The 19,414-nt window shown below is 51.3% G+C and carries 13 protein-coding genes and 1 riboswitch; of the genes, 7 read left to right on the top strand and 6 right to left on the bottom strand.

Features of this window, described 5'->3' with window-relative positions:
• Positions 1-4: 4 nt before the first annotated feature.
• The 3 genes from BLU97_RS05135 to BLU97_RS05125 are packed head-to-tail and all read right to left on the bottom strand — an operon-like array spanning position 5 to position 5,350.
• The gene (locus BLU97_RS05135) at positions 5-2,068 is read right to left on the bottom strand and encodes a TonB-dependent receptor plug domain-containing protein (RefSeq protein WP_074760554.1); all 2,064 of its coding nucleotides are present in this window, start codon (positions 2,066-2,068) and stop codon (positions 5-7) included.
• 20 nt (positions 2,069-2,088) lie between these two features.
• Positions 2,089-3,249 (bottom strand): sirohydrochlorin cobaltochelatase, encoded by a 1,161-nt coding sequence (locus tag BLU97_RS05130; protein ID WP_074760553.1) that lies wholly within the window; start codon positions 3,247-3,249, stop codon positions 2,089-2,091.
• Positions 3,236-5,350, bottom strand: a complete 2,115-nt coding sequence (locus BLU97_RS05125; RefSeq protein WP_074760552.1) for a TonB-dependent receptor plug domain-containing protein — start codon at positions 5,348-5,350, stop codon at positions 3,236-3,238. The genes BLU97_RS05130 and BLU97_RS05125 overlap by 14 nt, the downstream gene beginning before the upstream one ends.
• 54 nt (positions 5,351-5,404) lie before the next feature.
• A riboswitch (cobalamin riboswitch) is annotated at positions 5,405-5,595 on the bottom strand.
• Positions 5,596-5,676: 81 nt separating this feature from the next.
• Between BLU97_RS05125 and BLU97_RS05120 the strand changes: the two genes are divergently transcribed.
• The 4 genes from BLU97_RS05120 to cbiD are packed head-to-tail and all read left to right on the top strand — an operon-like array spanning position 5,677 to position 11,733.
• Positions 5,677-6,954, top strand: a complete 1,278-nt coding sequence (locus BLU97_RS05120; RefSeq protein WP_074760551.1) for a cobyrinate a,c-diamide synthase — start codon at positions 5,677-5,679, stop codon at positions 6,952-6,954.
• On the top strand, positions 6,951-8,204 hold the full coding sequence (gene cbiE, locus BLU97_RS05115) for a precorrin-6y C5,15-methyltransferase (decarboxylating) subunit CbiE (protein WP_074760550.1): 1,254 nt from the start codon (positions 6,951-6,953) through the stop codon (positions 8,202-8,204). Before BLU97_RS05120 ends, cbiE begins: the two co-directional genes overlap by 4 nt.
• Positions 8,192-9,967, top strand: coding sequence for a precorrin-4 C(11)-methyltransferase (cobM, locus tag BLU97_RS05110; RefSeq protein WP_074760549.1), 1,776 nt, complete (start codon positions 8,192-8,194; stop codon positions 9,965-9,967). The genes cbiE and cobM overlap by 13 nt, the downstream gene beginning before the upstream one ends.
• Positions 9,964-11,733 carry a cobalt-precorrin-5B (C(1))-methyltransferase CbiD gene (cbiD, locus tag BLU97_RS05105; protein WP_074760548.1) on the top strand — a complete coding sequence of 590 codons (1,770 nt, stop codon included), beginning with the start codon at positions 9,964-9,966 and terminating at the stop codon, positions 11,731-11,733. The genes cobM and cbiD overlap by 4 nt, the downstream gene beginning before the upstream one ends.
• Here the strand turns inward: cbiD and BLU97_RS05100 are convergent.
• On the bottom strand, positions 11,657-12,676 hold the full coding sequence (locus BLU97_RS05100) for an iron ABC transporter permease (protein ID WP_013064059.1): 1,020 nt from the start codon (positions 12,674-12,676) through the stop codon (positions 11,657-11,659). The genes cbiD and BLU97_RS05100 overlap by 77 nt on opposite strands.
• The gene (locus BLU97_RS05095) at positions 12,673-13,779 is read right to left on the bottom strand and encodes an ABC transporter substrate-binding protein (protein WP_074760547.1); all 1,107 of its coding nucleotides are present in this window, start codon (positions 13,777-13,779) and stop codon (positions 12,673-12,675) included. Before BLU97_RS05095 ends, BLU97_RS05100 begins: the two co-directional genes overlap by 4 nt.
• 76 nt (positions 13,780-13,855) lie before the next feature.
• Between BLU97_RS05095 and BLU97_RS05090 the strand changes: the two genes are divergently transcribed.
• Genes BLU97_RS05090 through cobT form a run of 3 tightly spaced genes read left to right on the top strand, consistent with a single transcriptional unit; the run spans position 13,856 to position 16,153 of the window.
• Positions 13,856-14,635: an adenosylcobinamide-GDP ribazoletransferase gene (locus BLU97_RS05090; protein WP_074760546.1), complete on the top strand. Its 780-nt coding sequence runs from the start codon at positions 13,856-13,858 to the stop codon at positions 14,633-14,635.
• Positions 14,632-15,129, top strand: a complete 498-nt coding sequence (gene cobU / locus BLU97_RS05085) for a bifunctional adenosylcobinamide kinase/adenosylcobinamide-phosphate guanylyltransferase (RefSeq protein WP_074760545.1) — start codon at positions 14,632-14,634, stop codon at positions 15,127-15,129. Before BLU97_RS05090 ends, cobU begins: the two co-directional genes overlap by 4 nt.
• A gap of 1 nt (position 15,130) precedes the next feature.
• On the top strand, positions 15,131-16,153 hold the full coding sequence (gene cobT, locus BLU97_RS05080; RefSeq protein ID WP_074760544.1) for a nicotinate-nucleotide--dimethylbenzimidazole phosphoribosyltransferase: 1,023 nt from the start codon (positions 15,131-15,133) through the stop codon (positions 16,151-16,153).
• Here cobT and BLU97_RS05075 read toward each other — a convergent pair.
• Positions 16,150-19,368: a S41 family peptidase gene (locus tag BLU97_RS05075; RefSeq protein WP_074760543.1), complete on the bottom strand. Its 3,219-nt coding sequence runs from the start codon at positions 19,366-19,368 to the stop codon at positions 16,150-16,152. The genes cobT and BLU97_RS05075 overlap by 4 nt on opposite strands.
• Positions 19,369-19,414: the final 46 nt, after the last annotated feature.

The following is a 19,414-nucleotide window of genomic DNA, read 5'->3' as shown; positions in this document are numbered from 1 at the left end:
CCTCTTAGTTTTTGAATTTCACTTTCAGTCCTACCACCAGCATGCGTCCTGGTGTGTATAGCGCATACTTGCGCGTAGAAGAGTCTAAGCGACGGTCAACCTTATCGAAGATATTATCTACACCGATGCTAGGCTCCAGATAAGCCCACTTGGCCACATCAAAGGCATGCGTGGTATGCAGGTTCCACAAACCGAAACCAGGCGCATCTTCATAACTGCCCGTATAATAAGTCTTCGACTGCAATCGTCCATTCAGGTTCACGGTGAGTGCATATTTGCCCCAGGCATGATGGTAGTTGGCTGCCACCGTAGCAGCGTGGCGCATACTGCGCTCCAGCACCGTCCACACCTCACCACTATGGGTGCGGGCATACGTATAGACATAGTTGGCTGAGAGGTTGAAACCACTGAAGAGATTAGCCGACACATTCATCTGCACACCCTTCACGTCGCCTTTATCACTGTTCTGATACAGGGCGTAGCTCACCATCTTGTCGGCCTGGTCCTGTGTCATCTCCGGGAATTCTGTCATGAGCATCTGCCTACTGGCATCATCCACATCCACATTCTGTTTCACCACCATATCGTTGATACGGTTCAGATAGCCCGTCACACTCACAGCCAGAGCCTGTGTGCGATATTCAGCATTCAGTGCGAAGTAGTTGCTCTTCTCAGGCTTCAGGTCCTGATTGCCAAAGCTGATCTGTGCCTTACCACGATTCACTGAGAAATAGTGGTAGTAGAGTTCATCGAGCCCAGGTGCACGGAAACCGGCTGAGTAAGTAGCTCGGAATCTGAAGTTTCCCGATGCATACATCAGTGTGGCTTTTGGTGTGAGATGCTGGTCAAACGTCTCATGTTGCGTCAGTCGCAATCCCAGTGTCGCCGTCAGGTTCTTCAGCAGCGTCATCTCGTGCTGGGCATAGGCAGCGAGCGAATACACATGACTGTCGATATTACCGCTGGTGGCATTGAGATACTCCTTGCGCCAGTCGGCACCGAAGATGGTGGTAGAGTGCGCTGTCAGTCCCAGGATGGCTTTCAACTGTCCCTCCATCATGCGCTGCTTCTTCGACTGCACGTAGTCGCCAATGGCATTGGTCTTGGTGGCCACATCATACTCCTTGCCATAACGGAAACGGTCCACCACGAAATCGGCCTGAATCGAGTTCTTGGCCGTAAACTTATAGATTCCACCCACGTTCCATCGCAGTCCTTTGTATCGCATCTCGTAGTCGGTACCGCCAGTGATATCGCTGCGTGTTTCTAGGCGATCGGTTATCTTATATGAATAGTCTATACCCGCATTCAGCGCCAAATGCTTATTGGGGGTATAAGTAAATTTCTGTCCGATGATATCAGAGCGATAGCCGGTGAACAGCGGGGCTATCGACGCCTGAGTTTCTGTGTCGGAACCTTTCACCAGTTCCAGGTCGTTGTTACGATAACTGTCGGCCCTATCATGCATGAACGAGGTGTAGGAACCGAAGCCATTCTTGAAGATGTCGAGACCAACCGACTCTGTGAGCACGCCATGCCCTGACACACGCGTGTCGCTGCTGACGCTCATCATATCCTGTGTAGGCTGATCGGTGATGATATTGATGACACCCGCGATGGCATCACTACCATAGAGTGACGAGGCAGCCCCATCAAGCACCTCGATACGTTTTACGCGCGACATGTTGATACGATTCAGATCCACATTGTTTGAGATGTCGCCCGATAGTTTCTGACCGTTTATCAGAATCAGGATGTATTTATTGCCAAGTCCGTTCAGTCTGAGAAAGCTACCCATCGAACTGGGCGCCATCGATGCCTGCGGCATCATGCGTGTGAGTGCGCCGTCGAAGGTCGTGATACCTTGTTCACGCATCTCCTGACTGGAGAGCACCCTCACAGGTGTGGCTGTTGATTTCAGGCGCTGGTGATGACCAGAACCGGTAACCACAATTGGATTAAGGTTGTAAGAACGACGGACAGCCGACGAGTCCGTCTGATGAATTTGCGAAAAAGCGGTACTCCCCGAAAGGAGTACCACTAGTAATGCGAATAAATTATACCTCATTTAGCAATTTTAAATCATGATTATTCTGCTGCTGTTGTTGGTGTCGAGAGAGCCTCGTCGGTGCCCAGCTTGGCGATAGCCTCACGGGTGTGGTTCATCCACAACTTGCGCACGGCACTACGCTCAGCCAGTCCGGGGATATACTCCTCACCGCTCTTATACTTCTTCCAGCAAGCCTCAGTGTAGTTGGTCTCATAGGCAGCAGTCTCAATGCCTGCAGCATTAAACATAGAGAACCAGCTCTCGTCATCATCGGGGTCAGCCATGTCGTTATGAGCGTGGTCACCGGCGATACTCATCAGCGGATAGAGCTGAGCCTTCTTAGCACCATTGGCAGCATAGCTCATGCTCACGGTCACGTCACCTACAGCGATGTCAAAGTCGCCACCAGCCACATGCTCCAGCACATTATCTACATAAGTATCCTCCATATCCACAGTACCTACATAGTAGTTGGTATTGATGTCACGCAGGTAGTTCTCCAGCTGCAGGTAGCGCACGTTACCACCATAGTAGTCGTAACCCTCTGGATTACCATGGCCCATGAAAGCCACGATGCCCTGAGCCACAGCAGCCTTCACATCAGCCTCGTTGTTCAGTGTGGCGGCCAGTGTTCTGGCGTCGCTCTCCTCTGCCATCAGTGGGGTACCTACAACCACCTGTCTGTCCAGACTCTTCATATAGGCATCAGTGAAGTCGCCATTACGGTTGTTCATGAAGTCCTTCACATAGCTGTCGCGCACACGGCGATACTCTTCACCAGGGATTACCTGCAGCGACTGCACCACCACCTGCTTGTAACCAGCCAGGCCGATAGCGGTGAGCCAGTGCTCGGGGTCGTAATAGTCCTTAGGTTCCACATTCTCGCCAGCACGGGCTTGATTGATACAGATAGCCGAAGAGAATGAGAGATACACATCCCATCCAGAGAAACTTGCCTTGTAATCCTCTACCACCTTATCAAAGGTGTCATAGGCCTGCTCCCAGGTAGAACCAAAGGCCACCAGCAGAATCACTTTATCATTTTTCTTCTGGTTGTTTACTGTCTGGTTCACAGCTTGCTGATACCTGTCATAGTTCGACTGTGTTGATTTGTTGTCATCATCGCTGTCGCAAGCTGTAAACAGTGCGCTGCCCACTACTGTCAGCATGGCCAGCATCAAAAACTTAATCTGTTTCATTGTTGTTGTAATTAAAATTAGACTTATACTTATTTGATAGTTTCTTACCTTGATTGAGTCTCACCGTGAGCGAGGCATAGATAGTTCTGCCTGGCGAGGTGGTGCCCAGATGCAGTCCGTGAGGCGTGCGGTCCACGAAATCAAAGATGTTGTCAATACCGGCATCCACTTTCAGCAGTCGGCCTATCTGATGATTGGTTGAGAGTCGCCACAATTGATAACCCTTGCCGTCGCCGTCTATCTGATAATGGCGCTTACTGCTCAAGCGTCCGTAGATACCCACGCCCAACTGGTATTTCTTTGAGAACTGATGGTTCCAGGTGGCATATACGTTAGCCTTGTGATGCGCCATACCGTCGATGGTCACCTTCTGCATCACGTCGTTCTCAGTGTCATACTGGTTGGCTTCGGTGTCCAGATAGCTGTAGCTACCACCAGCGGTGAAGTGCTTACCCTGATAACGCACGGTGAAATCCACGCCATAGGTCTTGGCATCTTCCATATTCTGATATTGGCGCACACGGATGGGGTCGTATTTCGTAATCAGTTCGCCCGGAGCCTGCTTGGTAGGTATGGTCACCAGCGTGATCATGCGGTCCACCTTATTAATATAAGGCGCCAAGGTCAGCGTCAGGTGCCCGATGGTATATTCCACGCTGGCACCGAAATAATTCGAGGTCTGTGCCTTCAGGTCTTCATTGCCCAGGTAGAGATACACACCATTCATATTCTTGATATACTGATAGTGCAACTCCTTAGGCGTAGGTGTCTTGTAACCCTGACTCCAGGTGGCTCGCAGTCGCAGGTCGCCCAACTTCAGCATGGCTGACAGTTTGGGTGTCAGTCGGGTGCCGAATCCCTCATTGCGGGTCAGTCGCAAACCGCCTGTGATGCAGAGTGGATCCAGCAGTGCCCACTCGTCCTGCACATACAGTGCTTCGGTATTGTCAGTCGCTTTTCCGCCAGCCACACGCATCGGCGCTTTCAACCAGTCGTAGCGATACTCCAGTCCGGCACTCAACTGCTGCTCATAGGGCAACGCAAAGATTCCTTTCAGCGAGATGTTAGTCAGTCGCTGGTCGCTCTGCAGTTCCTTATCACCGGGGAAGTAAGGGAAATAATTGGTAAAACGGCCGTTCACATAGCCATCCGTCAGCGTGGTGTCGGTATAGGCGTAGTTATAGGCATGCTTCTTCCAATCGGCATCAAGCGTAATCACATCCGTTTTATTCAGTTTCCACTTTCCGCCTACCGATATAGATGCATTGTTGTATTGCATATCCCACGTTTTAACATCCACACCGGGATGATGACCGCAGGGGCGATAGATGCGCTTCCAGTATATGCTACCGTCGGCATAGAGTTCGATGGCAGGCGTGAGCTGATAAGTCAGTCGCTCAGCTATCTGCCAGTTGGTATGCCGGTTCACCGTCTTGTTGCGCGAGTCGGTGATGTGGTATTCCGTTTGTTGGATAGCTTCCTCGGCGGTGTTCTGCCAACCGTCGGAGTGCTGCAATTGGAAGTTGGTGTAGCTCGACAGTTTACCATAGTTGAGCGCCACGCCGTTATGCTGCCTGATGTCGCCATAAGAGCCCACGCGCGTGGTGTTCTCCACCATCACGCCCTGTTCGCGATGCTTGCGGGTGATGATATTGATCACACCAGCTATCGCATCACTGCCATAGAGGGCACTCGAGGCACCCTTCACGATTTCTATCTTCTCGATATTATGCGGGTCGATAAGACTCAGGTCGTTCTCGCCACCATTATCACCATGCAGGCGCCTACCGTCTATCAGTATCAGCACATACGCGTTGCCCAGACCGTTCATCTGCAGTCTGCTACTCATATCGTTCTCGCTGAAATCGAACGATGCCGTGAGTCCCGACAGGATATCCTCGATACTCTTGCCGGCATACTGCTGCAACTGCCGGCGACTGATCACTTCGGTCTGCACGGGCGCATCTTTCAGCAGGTGCTGCGTACCAGTACCTGTCACCACCACCTCCTGCAAACTATCAGCACGCCAAATGTCCGTCTGGGCATTTGCACCAATAGCAAGCAAACTCAGGCCTATTGCCAATTGCTTCTCTAGTTTCATTACTATCAAATTATCACAACCGCTAACTCCTGAACGGTCTAAAGTTAAATTGTCAATCTTCAATTGACATTCGGCAGGTCTTCTGACTTTCCTCAGTCTGCCTTACCTTCCCGAGCCTGTGGCTCAGTGGCGTTATACAGGCAAACCCTTTTTGCGAGGATTACAGCTGCAGGTACAGTTACGGATTCTCACCGTATTCCCTTTTCATCGTAGTGGCATCGGCCACCAGATGACCTTATTTTGGCGACAAAGGTACAACTTTTTTCGGTTAACCACACATATTTAGCAGAAAATTTATATATTTGCACCCAAATCAACTTCAGAAGATGTCGAACAAGACAGCGTTTATGATAGCAGCACCCACCAGTGGCTCAGGCAAGACAACCATTGCCCGAGGCCTGATGCAGTGGTTCACCCAGAACGGTTATCGGGTGCAGCCCTTCAAGTGCGGGCCCGATTATATCGACACTAAATTCCACACAGTTGTCTGTGGGCGCCCGTCGGTCAATCTCGATACCTTTATGACTACGCCCGCACACGTACGCGCGCTATTTGCGCACTACGGGGCTGATGCTGACATCTGTATCGTCGAAGGTATGATGGGCCTTTATGATGGCTACGATCGCGAACTGGGCTCGTCGTACGACATCGCCCGCGTGCTTGATATTCCCGTGATTCTGGTGGTCGATACCAAGTCGGCAGCCTACTCGATGGCAGCCCTCTTATCGGGCTTTATCCACTTCCGCGGCGACGTTCGTATCGCCGGTATAATATTTAACAAAATTGGTTCGCAGCGCCACTTCAACATGCTGCGCGAAGTGTGCGATGAGCTCCATGTCAAGTGCCTGGGCTACCTGCCTAAATCGCCCGACCTGGAGCAAAATTCACGCTATCTGGGGCTCGATTTCTCTCAGCTACCCGAGTCAGACCAGCTGACTGCCCTTTTAGAGGAGAATATCGACCTCCCATCTCTCAAAAGTCTCACTACCACGCTCCATGACGAGGTGGAGTCCCAAACAAGAAACTGCGAGTTCCGGCATCTGGAAACGAAAACGCTTATAGCCAGGAATCATGAAAGTTTTTCGTTCATCTATCAGGAGACTCTAGACCAGTTTGGCGACGTCATTTTCTTCGATCCCGAGAAAGATGTGCCAACTTTTGATGGCATCGACCTGCTCTATCTCCCCGGCGGTTATCCTGAGAAGCACCTGGAGGCATTAGTGGCCAATCAGGCTTGTCTGCATGCTATCAAAAAATTTGCGGAGGATGGTGGCAGGATTGTTGCCGAATGTGGCGGTATGATGTACCTTTGTCAAGCCATCATTACCGACGATGGCAGCTACCCCATGTGCGGTGTACTGCCCTACTCGATCACTGCCCGCAAAGCTGATCGCAAGCTGTCCTTAGGCTACCGCCAGTTTGAGCTCGATGGCAAGACCTATCGAGGGCACGAATTCCATTACACGCAATTCATCGGCGATACCCCTGAGAGTATCACCCAAGTCTATAACGCTAAAGGTGAGCCTGTACCAACGCCCGTATTCAGATATCACAACGTACTGGCCAGCTATACGCACCTTTATCAAATACCCAGCATCCTATGAAATTCATCGTCATCGGTATCACAGACAACCCCAACCCCTATTTCCCTCCTGAGGTGATGGCCATCATACGCGATGGAAAGGTGTTTTCTGGCGGCAAGCGCCACCATGAGATCGTAGCCCCGCTGCTGCCTGCAGATGCCGAATGGATAGACATCACTGTACCGCTCGATGCCGTATTTGACAAATACTCTCAACATGCATCACTCCACTCGACCTTTGGTCGCTCGCAAAGCGAGAACACTAGACACTCAACAGAAATCATCGTCTTTGCTTCTGGAGATCCGCTGTTCTTTGGGTTTGCGAATACAATTCGTAGGAAGATGCCAGATGCCGAAATCATCGTCTATCCTACCTTCAACTCGCTGCAGTTGCTGGCCCACCGATTGGTGATGCCCTATCACGAAATGCGTATCGTGTCGCTCACAGGGCGCCCCTGGGCAGAATTCGACAGAGCACTCATCGAGCGCGCACCGAAGATAGGTATCCTAACCGACCGCGAACATACACCTACCACGATAGCCCAGCGCATGACCGACTACGGATATACCGATTTCATCATGCATGTGGGCGAGAAATTAGGCAATCCATCGGAAGAGCACCTTTCTACGCTTTCGCCGAAAGAGGCAATCCATCGTGATTTTGCCATGCCTAATTGCATCATCCTAGAACACCGTGGCGCAGTGCCACCACGACCATTCGGCATTCCCGATGCTGCCTTCACGCTCCTCGACGGGCGCGAAAAAATGATCACCAAGATGCCCATCCGCTTGTTGGCGCTGCAGGCCCTCCAGTTGACCGGTCGCCATGTGCTCTGGGATATCGGCTTCTGCACAGGTAGCGTCAGCATCGAGGCGCGCCTGCAGTTCCCACACCTGCAAATAGAGGCTTTCGAGATTCGTCCTGAGTGCGAATCCATCATCCAGGAGAACACCCGGAAGTTTGGCGCGCCAGGCATCCATATCCATATAGGCGACTTCCTTGAAACAGACTTGACCACCCTTCCAAAACCCGATGCCGTGTTTATTGGCGGGCATGGAGGAAAACTTAAAGAAATCATAGCTAAGTTGCTGACAGTCATATCAGATAACGGCATCATTGTATTCAATAGCGTCACCTCACCGAAGGTCACCACCGACAGTCATCAGCTCTGGGATGAAGCCTGTGCCGAACTCGGTTTGCAGCAATTCCCACACCAACACATACAATTAAATGATTATAACCCCATAGAGATATTATCATGCAAAAAATAGCCATCATTCAGATTAGCGATGCTGGCAGCGAAATCGCAAGTCAGTTGCAGTGCGAGCTCGGTGCCGAACTCATCCAACGAACCGATGTTGGTAACCAATGGGCAGCCTATGATGCCTTCGTTTTCATCGGTGCCATGGGCATCTGCGTGCGCACCATCGCCCCTTACATCGAAGACAAGCATACCGACCCGGCCGTGGTCTGCATCGACAGTTTTGGACTCAACGTCATCTCCGTTCTCTCCGGCCATATCGGTGGCGCCAACGACCTGACACGCTGCATTGCCGCTCATCTTGGTGCGCGCGAAGTGATCACCACCCAGAGCGACAATGCCGGATTGTGGCCACTCGACACCCTGGCCAAGCAGTTCAACTGGGATATGGCAGGTCTTGACGATATCAACGCATGCATCAGCGCTTTCGTGAATCGCGAGCCCACTGCACTGCTCATGGATATCCGCGACGCAGGTACCGACTTCCTGGAGCGCACCCTGCCCGACCATGTCACCATCGTCAACAGCATAGATGAGGTCACTCCCCAAAGATTCAGACTGCTTATCCTGGTGACGCCCTTCATCATCGACACCCCGCCAGGCGTACTCGAGGTGTGCTATGTGCCAAAGGTAGGCGTACTAGGATTTGGTCTGGCCAGTCATCCAGCCAACTACGAGCATATCCTTGACGAGATCGACGAGGCCATCGCTGGCAACGATATCATGCCTTGCTACAAGCGCTTCTGCACCATCGATGTGAAGCGGGATGAGGAGTTCTGCGCTGAGCTCAGAAAAGAACCAAATAGCGAGGTGGTTTATTACACCGCCGAGGAGTTGGCCAAGGTAGAAGTACCTAATCCCAGCGAAACCGTAGAGAAACATGTGGGCACGCCCTCTGTCTGCGAGGCAGCGGCTATTCTCGGTTCCAACCACGGCAAATTGGTTGTTACGAAGATAAAAGGCAAGAACTGGACGGCGGCCTTGGCCATCGACCGCAAATACCTGCGCGAGCAGAAAGGACACATAGAGATTGTAGGCGCAGGCCCTGGCGATCCCGATTTGGTAAGTGTACGAGGACGCAAGATGCTCGAAAGGGCTGATTTGATACTCTATGCAGGCTCACTTGTTCCAAAGGCTTTGACGGAGTGCCACAAGCCAGGAGCAGTAGTTCGTTCGTCAGCTGATATGGCACTCGAAGAGCAATGCGCACTGATGAAGGAGCATTACGACAAAGGCCATTTCATCGTTCGTCTGCACACCGGCGATCCCTGTATCTTTGGTGCCATTCAGGAACAGATGGCCTTTTTTGATGCCCACCAGATGGAGTATCATATCACCCCAGGCATCAGCTCGTTCCTCGCTGCCGCCGCCGAACTGCAGAGCCAGTTCACGATTCCAGAGCGCTGCCAGACGATTATTCTCACCCGCGGCGAAGGGCGCACGCCCATGCCCGAGAAAGAGCAGTTGCACCTGTTGGCCAAGAGTCAGAGCACGATGTGCATCTTCCTCTCAGCCAGTATCGTAGATGATGTGCAGCGCGAACTGCTGCAGGAATATCCTGCAGACACCCCCGTGGCAGCCTGCTATCACCTCACCTGGCCCGACCAGAAAATCTATCGCGGCAAACTTAAAGATTTAGCTGAAATAGTGCACCGTAACAACTTGACACTTACCACGATGCTCGTTGTTAGCGAGGCTATCGACAACCGTCGAGGGCTGTCGGAACTCTATTCAAAACACTTCACGCATCTATTCCGAAAAGGCGAAGCATGATACTGGTATTTGGCGGAACAACAGAGGGTCGCAAGGCTGTGGAAGTACTGGAAGAAGGAGGCTCGCCCTACTTCTACAGCACCAAGACCGGTGAACAGGACATCACGCTGCAGCATGGTGTGCGGATAGACGGTGCGCTCGATGAAGCGGCAATGACGCGCTTTTGCACGGAGCACGCCATCCGCATGATTGTGGATGCCGCCCATCCCTTTGCAGCCCTGTTGCATCGGACCATCGCCACGACTGCCAGCGCACTCTCGCTGCCCGTAGTGCGCTTCGAGCGCATCTACCCGCCACGCGACCCGGCCATCACCTGGATTGATGACTACACCCAGATACCACACCATATCCATTCGCTGCTGGCCACCACCGGTGTACAGAGCATCAGTAAACTAAAACCGCTCGAGGCCGATGGAATCAGTATCTTTTATCGCATCCTCAACCGGCCGTCGTCGATCGCCTTAGCCCTGAAACAAGGTGCCACCCAAGCGCAGCTATGCTATTACGACGACCCCAACGATATACCCGTTCAATCAGACGCTATCTTATTGAAAGAAAGCGGTTTATCAGGCAGCTTTACAGAAAAGGTAGAAGCAACCAAAGCCTGCGGCATGGAGGTGATAGCCATCAAGCGACCAGCACTGCCCGAGTCATTCATCGTGGTTGACGGTCCCTACGGACTGCGGAGGTCGGTAGAGAAATGGCTCCCAGAGTTCTATCCCCTGCATAGCGGACTCACCACGGGCACCTGTGCCACGGCAGCAGCAGTGGCAGCCTGCATTCGTCTTTCTACAGGTGAGACGCCCGCTCAGGTGCCTGTGATGCTGCCTAACGGCGAGACCATCCATGTAGCAGTGAGCTATGGCGACGACTATGCCGCCTGCATCAAAGAAGCCGGCGACGACCCGGATGTTACCAATGGCATCGAGGTCAGGGCTCAGGTCACCGAATCCGATCACTTTGAGATTCTTGGTGGCGAGGGTGTTGGCAGGTTTACGCTGCCTGGCTTCGATTATCCCCCAGGCGAGGCTGCCATCAACAAGGCACCACGGGAGATGATTCGCCAGAACTTAGGAAGATTGAAGATTGAAGATGGAAGATTGAAGATTGTGATTAGTGTGCCGCAGGGGGCTGAGATTGCGCGCAGGACTTTTAATCCGCGATTGGGGATTGAAGGGGGCATCTCCATCATTGGCGTTTCGGGCATCGTAAAGCCGTTTAGCGAGGAGGCGTTTGTGGATAGTATCCGTAAGTGTATGACGGTGGCTAAGGCGTCTCAATCGGCAAGAGTGGTGATCAATAGCGGCGGAAAGAGTGAGCGGTTTGTGAAGGCCCTCTACCCCGAGCTGCCCCAACAGGCGTTTGTAGAGTATGGCAACTATATCGGCGAAACGCTCAAGATAGCCCATGAACTGGATATACGCAGCATCACCTTCGGCGTGATGATAGGCAAAGCCGTAAAACTGGCGGCTGGTCATCTCGACACGCATAGCAAACGCGCCACCATGGATAAGGCGTTTATCAGTGAGATGCTGCACGAGGCTCATTGCGATATCGACATCAGAGATATCACCTTGGCACGCGAGATATGGGAGAGACTCTCCCCAGAACAACAACAGGATTTTGCCGACGTCATCATCAGCCATTGCGCCGCTTACTGTCAACCGCTACTGCCCAATGGCGAGTTGACTATTCTTCTGATTGCCGACGACGGAACAATACTACCGCTATCACCGGCGCACCAACCAGTGCCGTCACGGAGTTAACGGGCAGTGCACCCTCGAAACCAGGCATACGGGCTATGAGATTGCATACCAGCGCCAAGGCCGCCCCACAAAACATCGTGGCAGGCATCAGCACGCGGTGATCGCTACTGCCAAACAAGGCGCGCGCCAGATGGGGCACCGCCAATCCGATAAACATGATAGGTCCGCAATAAGCTGTGACGATGGCCACCAGCACACCCGAGCTCAGAATCACCAGCAGTCGGGCACGCTTGATGTTCAGTCCCAGATTGGCAGCATATCTATCGCCCAGAAGCAGCAGATTCATCGGTTTCACCAGCAGGCAGGCCAGCGGCAGCAGCACACACATCAGTACCACAAACAGCACCATTTCATCGCCCGATACGCGCGAGAACGAGCCTAAGCCCCACACCACGAATGCCTTCACATCCTCTTCGGGCGAGAGAAACTTCAGTACACCGATGATGGCATTGGCCAGATAACCTATCATCACACCGATAATCAGCAGCGTCACATTTCCCTTCACCTTCTGCGAGAGCCATACGATGAGCATCATCACCGCCAGGGCACCGATGATAGCCGCCACACTCATGGCAGCATCGCCCAGATAACCCAGTCGGCTCAGTGCCACGCCACCTATCCTACCCGACAGTAGCACCACGAAAGCCACACCAAGCGCCGAACCATTGGAGATACCCAATACCGAAGGTCCTGCCAACGGATTGCGGAACACCGTCTGCATCTGCAGTCCGCTCACCGCCAGTCCGGCACCAGCCACAACAGCCGTCATCACCTGTGGCAGTCGTGATTGCCAGATAATATTCGTCCATATCTCGTTGGAGGTATCACCAGCCAGAATGCGGCACACATCCCCCACCGGAATCTCTACCGACCCCAGCAGCAGGTTTACAATCGCCAGCACAGCGATACCCAGCAACAGTGCTATGAACTTCGGTGCTTTCATTTCAGCAAGCGATAGAATGTAGGTTTATAATCAGGCTCCACCAGTTCTGGATGGAAGATAGCCACAAAATCCTTCAGCAGCACGTCGGGCTTCACGGGCGATATCTCGTAATAGGCCGTCTGCTTCATGTTGCAGTAGATTACCTTTTTCTCCTTATAAGCCTTGAAGAGTTCGTTGCGCGGCTCTGAAGCCTTGAGCGCCTCGTACGAGAACTCGCCAGGATAACTGTTCAAGATGCGCCAGTAGTCGGCATTGGCTGCCAAGGCGTACATCTTCTCAAACTCCAGGTCCTCGCCGCTAGTCTCATGGTCATCAATCACATAGTTAGCACCGGCATCTCGAAATATCTGAGCCAAATAGTTCTTACCTCCCACCGCATGCCAGTTACCATAATGCATCTCGCCACTCAACACTGTGGGACGTTTCTCCACATTTTGCGTTTTAGCTTTCAGCGCGTTATATCTACTCTCGATACCTGCAAATACCTCATTGGACTCTTTCTCTTTACCAATAAACATACCCACAAACTTAATCCATTCGGCCTGCCCAAGCGGATCAAGTTCCTTGTAACCAAGATGTGGCACCAGTGTAATACCTGTTCCCTTGATAGCATCGTAACCACCACGTTTCGAGGGCGATATAAATATCACCTGCGGATTGGCAGCCAGCACCATCTCAGTATCAAAGTTGCCCTCCATACCTATCTTTACAATACTGCCAGCCTTTACTTTGGCTTTAATATCCTTATCAAACAGATTCTTGGTACCCGTAATGCCTTTTACCACATTGTGAGCATCCAGAGCGGTAAAATTCGAGAGTTGTAAAGCAGTCATACAAATGGTACGCTCTATGGGCACCTGTATCTTAGTGTAGCCATCGGGTACAGACACATCGGTTTTAACTAAAGCAAAATGGTACTTTTCGCCTACATCCACCAATCGCATGTCAGCCGTATCTTTCACGCTGAATCCTGTAGCATATTTTACTGTGATGGCAACTGTCGAGTCGGGACCATCTTCACCTTTAGCTTGCTGTTGGGCATTCTTGCCTACACAACCGCATAGTACTGTCACCAGGGCTATTATCCAAGTAGTTTTCTTCACTCTTTTCTTTTTTTTATTATTTATGTCGGCAAAAGTACAAAAAGTTTTCGTATCTTTGCCCTCAAAAACGAAAATTATGCAAATAAACATTGATCAGACGCATTGGTACAACCGTATTTGGGCTGCGTTGATATTTTTCACACGATTGCCATTCTGGCGACTGCATCAGCCACCACAGGCATGCTACAAAACTGTGGTAGAACACTGGCCTTTGGCAGGCTGGATTACAGGTGGTGCTATGGCAGCTACGCTGTATTTCGGTAGCTGGTATCTGCCTTACATGGTAGCTGTGATACTGGCAATAGTGGTACGACTGCTAATAACTGGTGCGCTACACGAGGACGGACTGGCCGACTTCCTGGATGGTTTTGGTGGTGGCGTTAACAACCGAGAACGCATCTTGGCCATCATGAAAGATTCACATATCGGCACTTATGGCGTTATCGGTTTGATTTGCTACGAGTTATTGCTATTTGCAGCCTTGTTCGCCATGCCTCCCGCTTTGGCTGCGCTCACCATCTTGGCTGCCGATCCGTATGCCAAAATGGTTACCTCGCAGCTCATCATTATGATGCCTTATGCCCGTAATATCGAAGAATCGAAAGCACGTACCGTGTATCGAAAAATCAGTGTGAAGGCTGGCATCGGATTAGCTATTCAAGGACTACTCCCCATGGCGGCATACATCTGGTACACGGGCCTTCGCTGGGATCTCATTATCTTCCTCCCTGCCCTCGTGATGTATTTTCTTTATATGCTCATCTGGCGCAAGATTCACGGTTACACAGGCGACTGCTGCGGTGCCGTTTGCCTGTTGGTTGAGTTGAGTGTTTATTTGGTAGTTTGTACACAATGAAAAAGATTATTTTGATAACAGGCGGACAGCGCTCGGGTAAGAGCACCAAGGCCGAAGAACTAGCGTTGCAACTGAGCGAAAATCCCGTTTACTTGGCCACTGCCCACATCTGGGACGATGAGTTTCGTGAACGAGTACGTAAGCATCAGGAGCGTCGCGGTCCCGAGTGGACCAACATCGAAGAGGAGATCTACCTCTCGAAGCACAACCTCACCGGTCGTGTGGTAGTGATAGATTGCGTAACGTTGTGGCTCACTAATTGGCTACAAGCCAGCGACAATCCCCTAGAACAGGCCAAAGCTGAATTCGATAAATTTACCACGCCCGATGCTATTTTTATCTTTGTAACCAATGAGATTGGTAGTGGCGGCACATCTACCAATGCCTTGCAACGTCGATTCACCGACCTGCAAGGTTGGATGAACCAATATATTGCCCAAAAAGCTGATGAGGTAATTCTCATGGTCAGCGGCATCCCCGTAAAAATCAAATAAGATGAAGTCATTCAACATACAATCCGTTGACCAAACAATTAAGCCAGCAATCCAGGCTAAGATTGATAACCTGAACAAGCCTAAGGGCTCGTTAGGCAGATTAGAAGATCTGGCCCTGCAGATCTGCTTGATCCAACAGACGTTAGAACCCTCACTCGCCCATCCTTGTCACCTGCTGTTGGGTGGCGATCACGGTATTGAGTGCGAGGGTGTGAGTGTTTCGCCTCGCTGCGTTACCTGGCAGCAGATGATTAACTTTACCCATGGCGGTGGCGGCGTAAATATGTTCTGCAGGCAGCACGGGTTTAAGTTACGAATTGTAGATGTAGGCGTAGATTACGATTTAACGGGTATAGATGGTATTATCGACCGCAAGATAGCCCGTGGCACCAAGAATTTTCTGTATGAAGCTGCGATGAGTGAAGAAGAGTTCGACCGTGCGATTCAGATAGGTTGTGACTTGGTAGATGAATGTATCGCCGAAGGATGTCGCGTGCTGAGTATTGGTGAGATGGGGATAGCCAACACCTCGCCCTCTAGTATCTGGATGCATCTGTTTACAGGCATTCCATTAGCTGACTGTATCGGTGCTGGTGCGGGTCTCGATACCCCAGGCATTCGTCACAAGTACAAGGTGCTGAGTGAAGCGGTTCGTCGCTTCCGCGGCGAGCCGTTAAGTTACTTCGGTGGATACGAGATGGTAGCTGCTATCGGCGCCATGCTTAAAGCCGCCGAGAAGCATCTGGTGATACTCGTCGACGGCTTTATTATGACGGCCTGTGCGTTGGCTGCTATTCAGCTATATCCAGCAGCAAAGGACTACATGATTTTTACGCATTGTGGTGATGAGAGCGGACACAAACGCATGCTCGATGCGATGGGGGCAAATGCCTTGCTGCATCTAGGTTTGCGATTAGGCGAAGGCACTGGAGCTCTCTGCGCATTCCCGATAGTTGATTCAGCCGTTCGGATGATGAACGAGATGAACAACTTCGAGAACGCCAATATCACCAAGTATTTTTAACGGAGCATCTCCTTTACAGCACGCTCCAACTGACGGTCGCGACCGTTGATATAATCCTCTGGTGTGTTATATACCTCTATATCAGGATTCAGTGTAGTGTTTTCGCCGAACACGCCGCGCATGTCGCGACAGCCCACCTGAGGTATACCGAAAATCATTCCGTTCTGCAGGGTTTCCCACCAAACGGCTGTCATTGTTCCGGCTACAGGTGCACCAATCAGTTTACCAATCTTCAGCTCCTTATATACCCATGGAAAACCATGTCCGTTACTGTAGTCATCCTCGCAAATCAGTACGCACGATGGCTTCAGCCACTTGTTATAAGGATCAGAACCTACGTACTTGCCATGAGGCACAAACTCCTGATATTTCTTACCACTCAGCAGGGTGCACAAGTCATCGTGCAACCAACCACCACCATTGTGACGTTCATCAACTACAGCAGCCACACGATTGCGGTTCTTGTCGCTCAGCAGCTCACGGTAAACCGTACGGAAGCTGGGACTGTCCATCGCCTTAACATGCACGTAGGCCAGCTTGCCACCTGAGAGACTATCGGTCATCTCACGCTGACGGTCAACCCAACGCTTGTACAATAACTCTGTCTGGGCACTACGACTGATGGCCTTGATAGTCACGTCGTTACGCTTACCGGTTGAAGGGTTCAGAATGGTCAGACGTACGCGTTTTCCAGCCTTACCATCCAGCAGTGGGAAATAGTCGTCGTTAGCCTTAATAGCCACACCGTCGATAGCCTCAATGATGCATCCGGCTATCACGCCTGTCTTTTTCTGGGCCAATGGCGAACGCTTAATAACCTCCTCGATACGCAGTCCATCGCCCTGATAGTTCTGGTCGATAAACACACCTAATGTGGCAGTACTGAGTGATGCACCATTAGGATAATATCTGGCACCTGTGTGCGAAGCATTCAGCTCGCCCAGCATCTCGCTCAGCATATCCCTGAAGTCGTACTCATTATTAATATAAGGCAAGAAACGGCGATAGTTATCGCGATAGCCTTCCCAGTCAACCTGGTGCAGATTCTCTACATAGAACTTATCCTTAACCTGGCGCCAGATGTGGTCGAACAAGTAAGCACGCTCTTCGTAAGGACGATAGTTGAATACGGTCTCGAAGTCAATGTTCTTAGTAGATTTCTTTCCGAGATCCAACTTCTTGATACCACCACGCGAAACCAGGAACAGGTTATTAAACTTCTTGTCAGGCTGCATAGCGCCGCCGCCAACACCCTTTATCAGCAGCTCGGTCTTATCCTCGCGCAGGTAGTGTACCCACAGGTCTCTGCCACCTTCGAACGAGGCCTGATAATACAATGTATCGCCCTTCAGTACAGCATCGCCCATGCGAGCTGAGTTATCAGTTACGCGCACAATGCGATCGCGACAGTTTTCCAAGTCGAATGCCAGCAGCTTCTCGGTCTTTGGCTTCTCGGCAGTTTTCTTCTTACTGTCCTTTTTCTTCTTGGCATCCTTATCGTCAGCCTTCTCGTTCTTCTTAGCCTCCTTCTCAGCCTCTTCCAGAATTTCCTTATCCTCCTTACTCATGGTAAAGCGGTCGTAGGCATCTACATCGAAGAACATCACGTAGTAGTCTGACTCTGCTCCCCAGCTACCGTGACTGCGATAACCGGCTCGATCACTCTCAAACAGCATCGCCTTACCACCAAGCACCCAACGGGCCGAACTTTCATTATAGCCACTCTCGGTCAGGTTGTGTACCTCACCATTACCGCTGGCATTTACCAGAGCGATATCGCTGCTGTTCCAACCGCCAGTACCTATATAGCTGGCCAACAGCCACTTGCTGTCGGGACTCCACTCAAACCAGAGATCGCCATCACGATACGAGAAGTTATACTTACCATCAAGCACAGTGCGCTCTAGTCCGGTCTTCAGGTTAATCACACAAAGCTCCGAACGGTTCTTGAAGTAAGCCACCTCCTTGCCATCGGGACTGTACTTTGGCTGCAGCGATGTCTCGTTGCTGTTTGTCAATCGCTCCTCCTGCAGGGCAGTAGCGTAAGTAAAGAGTTTCTCGTTCTTATTCTTCAGCTTGGTCTGATAAATCTGCCATACGCCACCACGCTCTGCACAGTAAACCAAACTGCGTCCATCGGGCGCAAAGTCAACGCTGCGCTCCTGCTGTGGTGTGTTGGTAATCTGCTTGGTAGTTTTGTACTCAACCGATGTCACGAAGATATCGCCACGCAGAATAAAGGCCACCTCTTTGGCATCGGGCGAAAGACTAAATTCGGTTACTCCACTCGAACGGAGCTGACGAATCAGATCCTTATCCTGTCGGTCGCCAGTAATAGTTACCTTTACCTTCTGGGGCTCTGAGCCTTCCTTCAGGGTGTAAATCTCGCCATTCTGACTGTAGCAGAGTGTCCCCTCGTTGCTTACCGAGAGATAGCGTACGGGATTCATTGTGTGGTGCGAGAGCTGCTTTTTACCTGTGCCGTCGATATTTCGGCGATACACATTAAAAGTACCATCTTCTTCGCTAGTGTAATAATACGAGTTGGCATCGGCCCAGCGTGGTGTGCGGTCCTCGCCCTTAAAGTCAGTCAGTCTGCTATAGTGTCCATCCTGTACTAACCAGATGTCGCGACAGATAGGACTCTGATGATGCTTGCGGAAAGGATCCTCGTAGCCCTTATAGTCGTGATAAAGCAGACGACCGTCCTTGGCAAAGCTGATATCCTCCATAGGCAAGGTTGAGAACATACGTGGACGACCGCCCTTGATGCTCACCTCGTACACCTGATTCTCGCCAGGGAACAGAATCGACTGAGCCGACGGCATCCATGAGGCTGAGAACAGCACATGTTCGTTGTCTCGCCATACCATAGGCATCTCGTTGGTGCTGTTTGTAGTCAATCGCACAGGTTCGCTACCCTGCGCATCCATCACATATACATCCATGCTACCTTCGCGACTCGACGCAAAGGCCAGTTTGGTGCCGTCGGGGCTCCATACCGGACAAGCATCGTAAGCAGCATTGGTGGTAAGCTGTCGAGCCTGTCCGCCAGTGGCAGCTACTGTATATACATCACCTTTATACGAAAAGGCAATCGTTTTGCCATCGGGCGAGATGGCTGTGTACCGCATCCACAGCGGCCCTTCTTCGGCATGCGAACTAAGCCCCGCCATCAGGAGCCCTGCTGCCAAAATCAATTTAGTTGTTTTCATTACGTTATTTATAAAGTTTATCTCAAGTTGTTATCATCGCGAAAAC

Source organism: Xylanibacter ruminicola (assembly GCF_900107775.1).
In the GTDB taxonomy this organism is placed as follows: domain Bacteria; phylum Bacteroidota; class Bacteroidia; order Bacteroidales; family Bacteroidaceae; genus Prevotella; species Prevotella ruminicola_C.
This window is presented reverse-complemented; position numbering and strand designations above follow the sequence as displayed.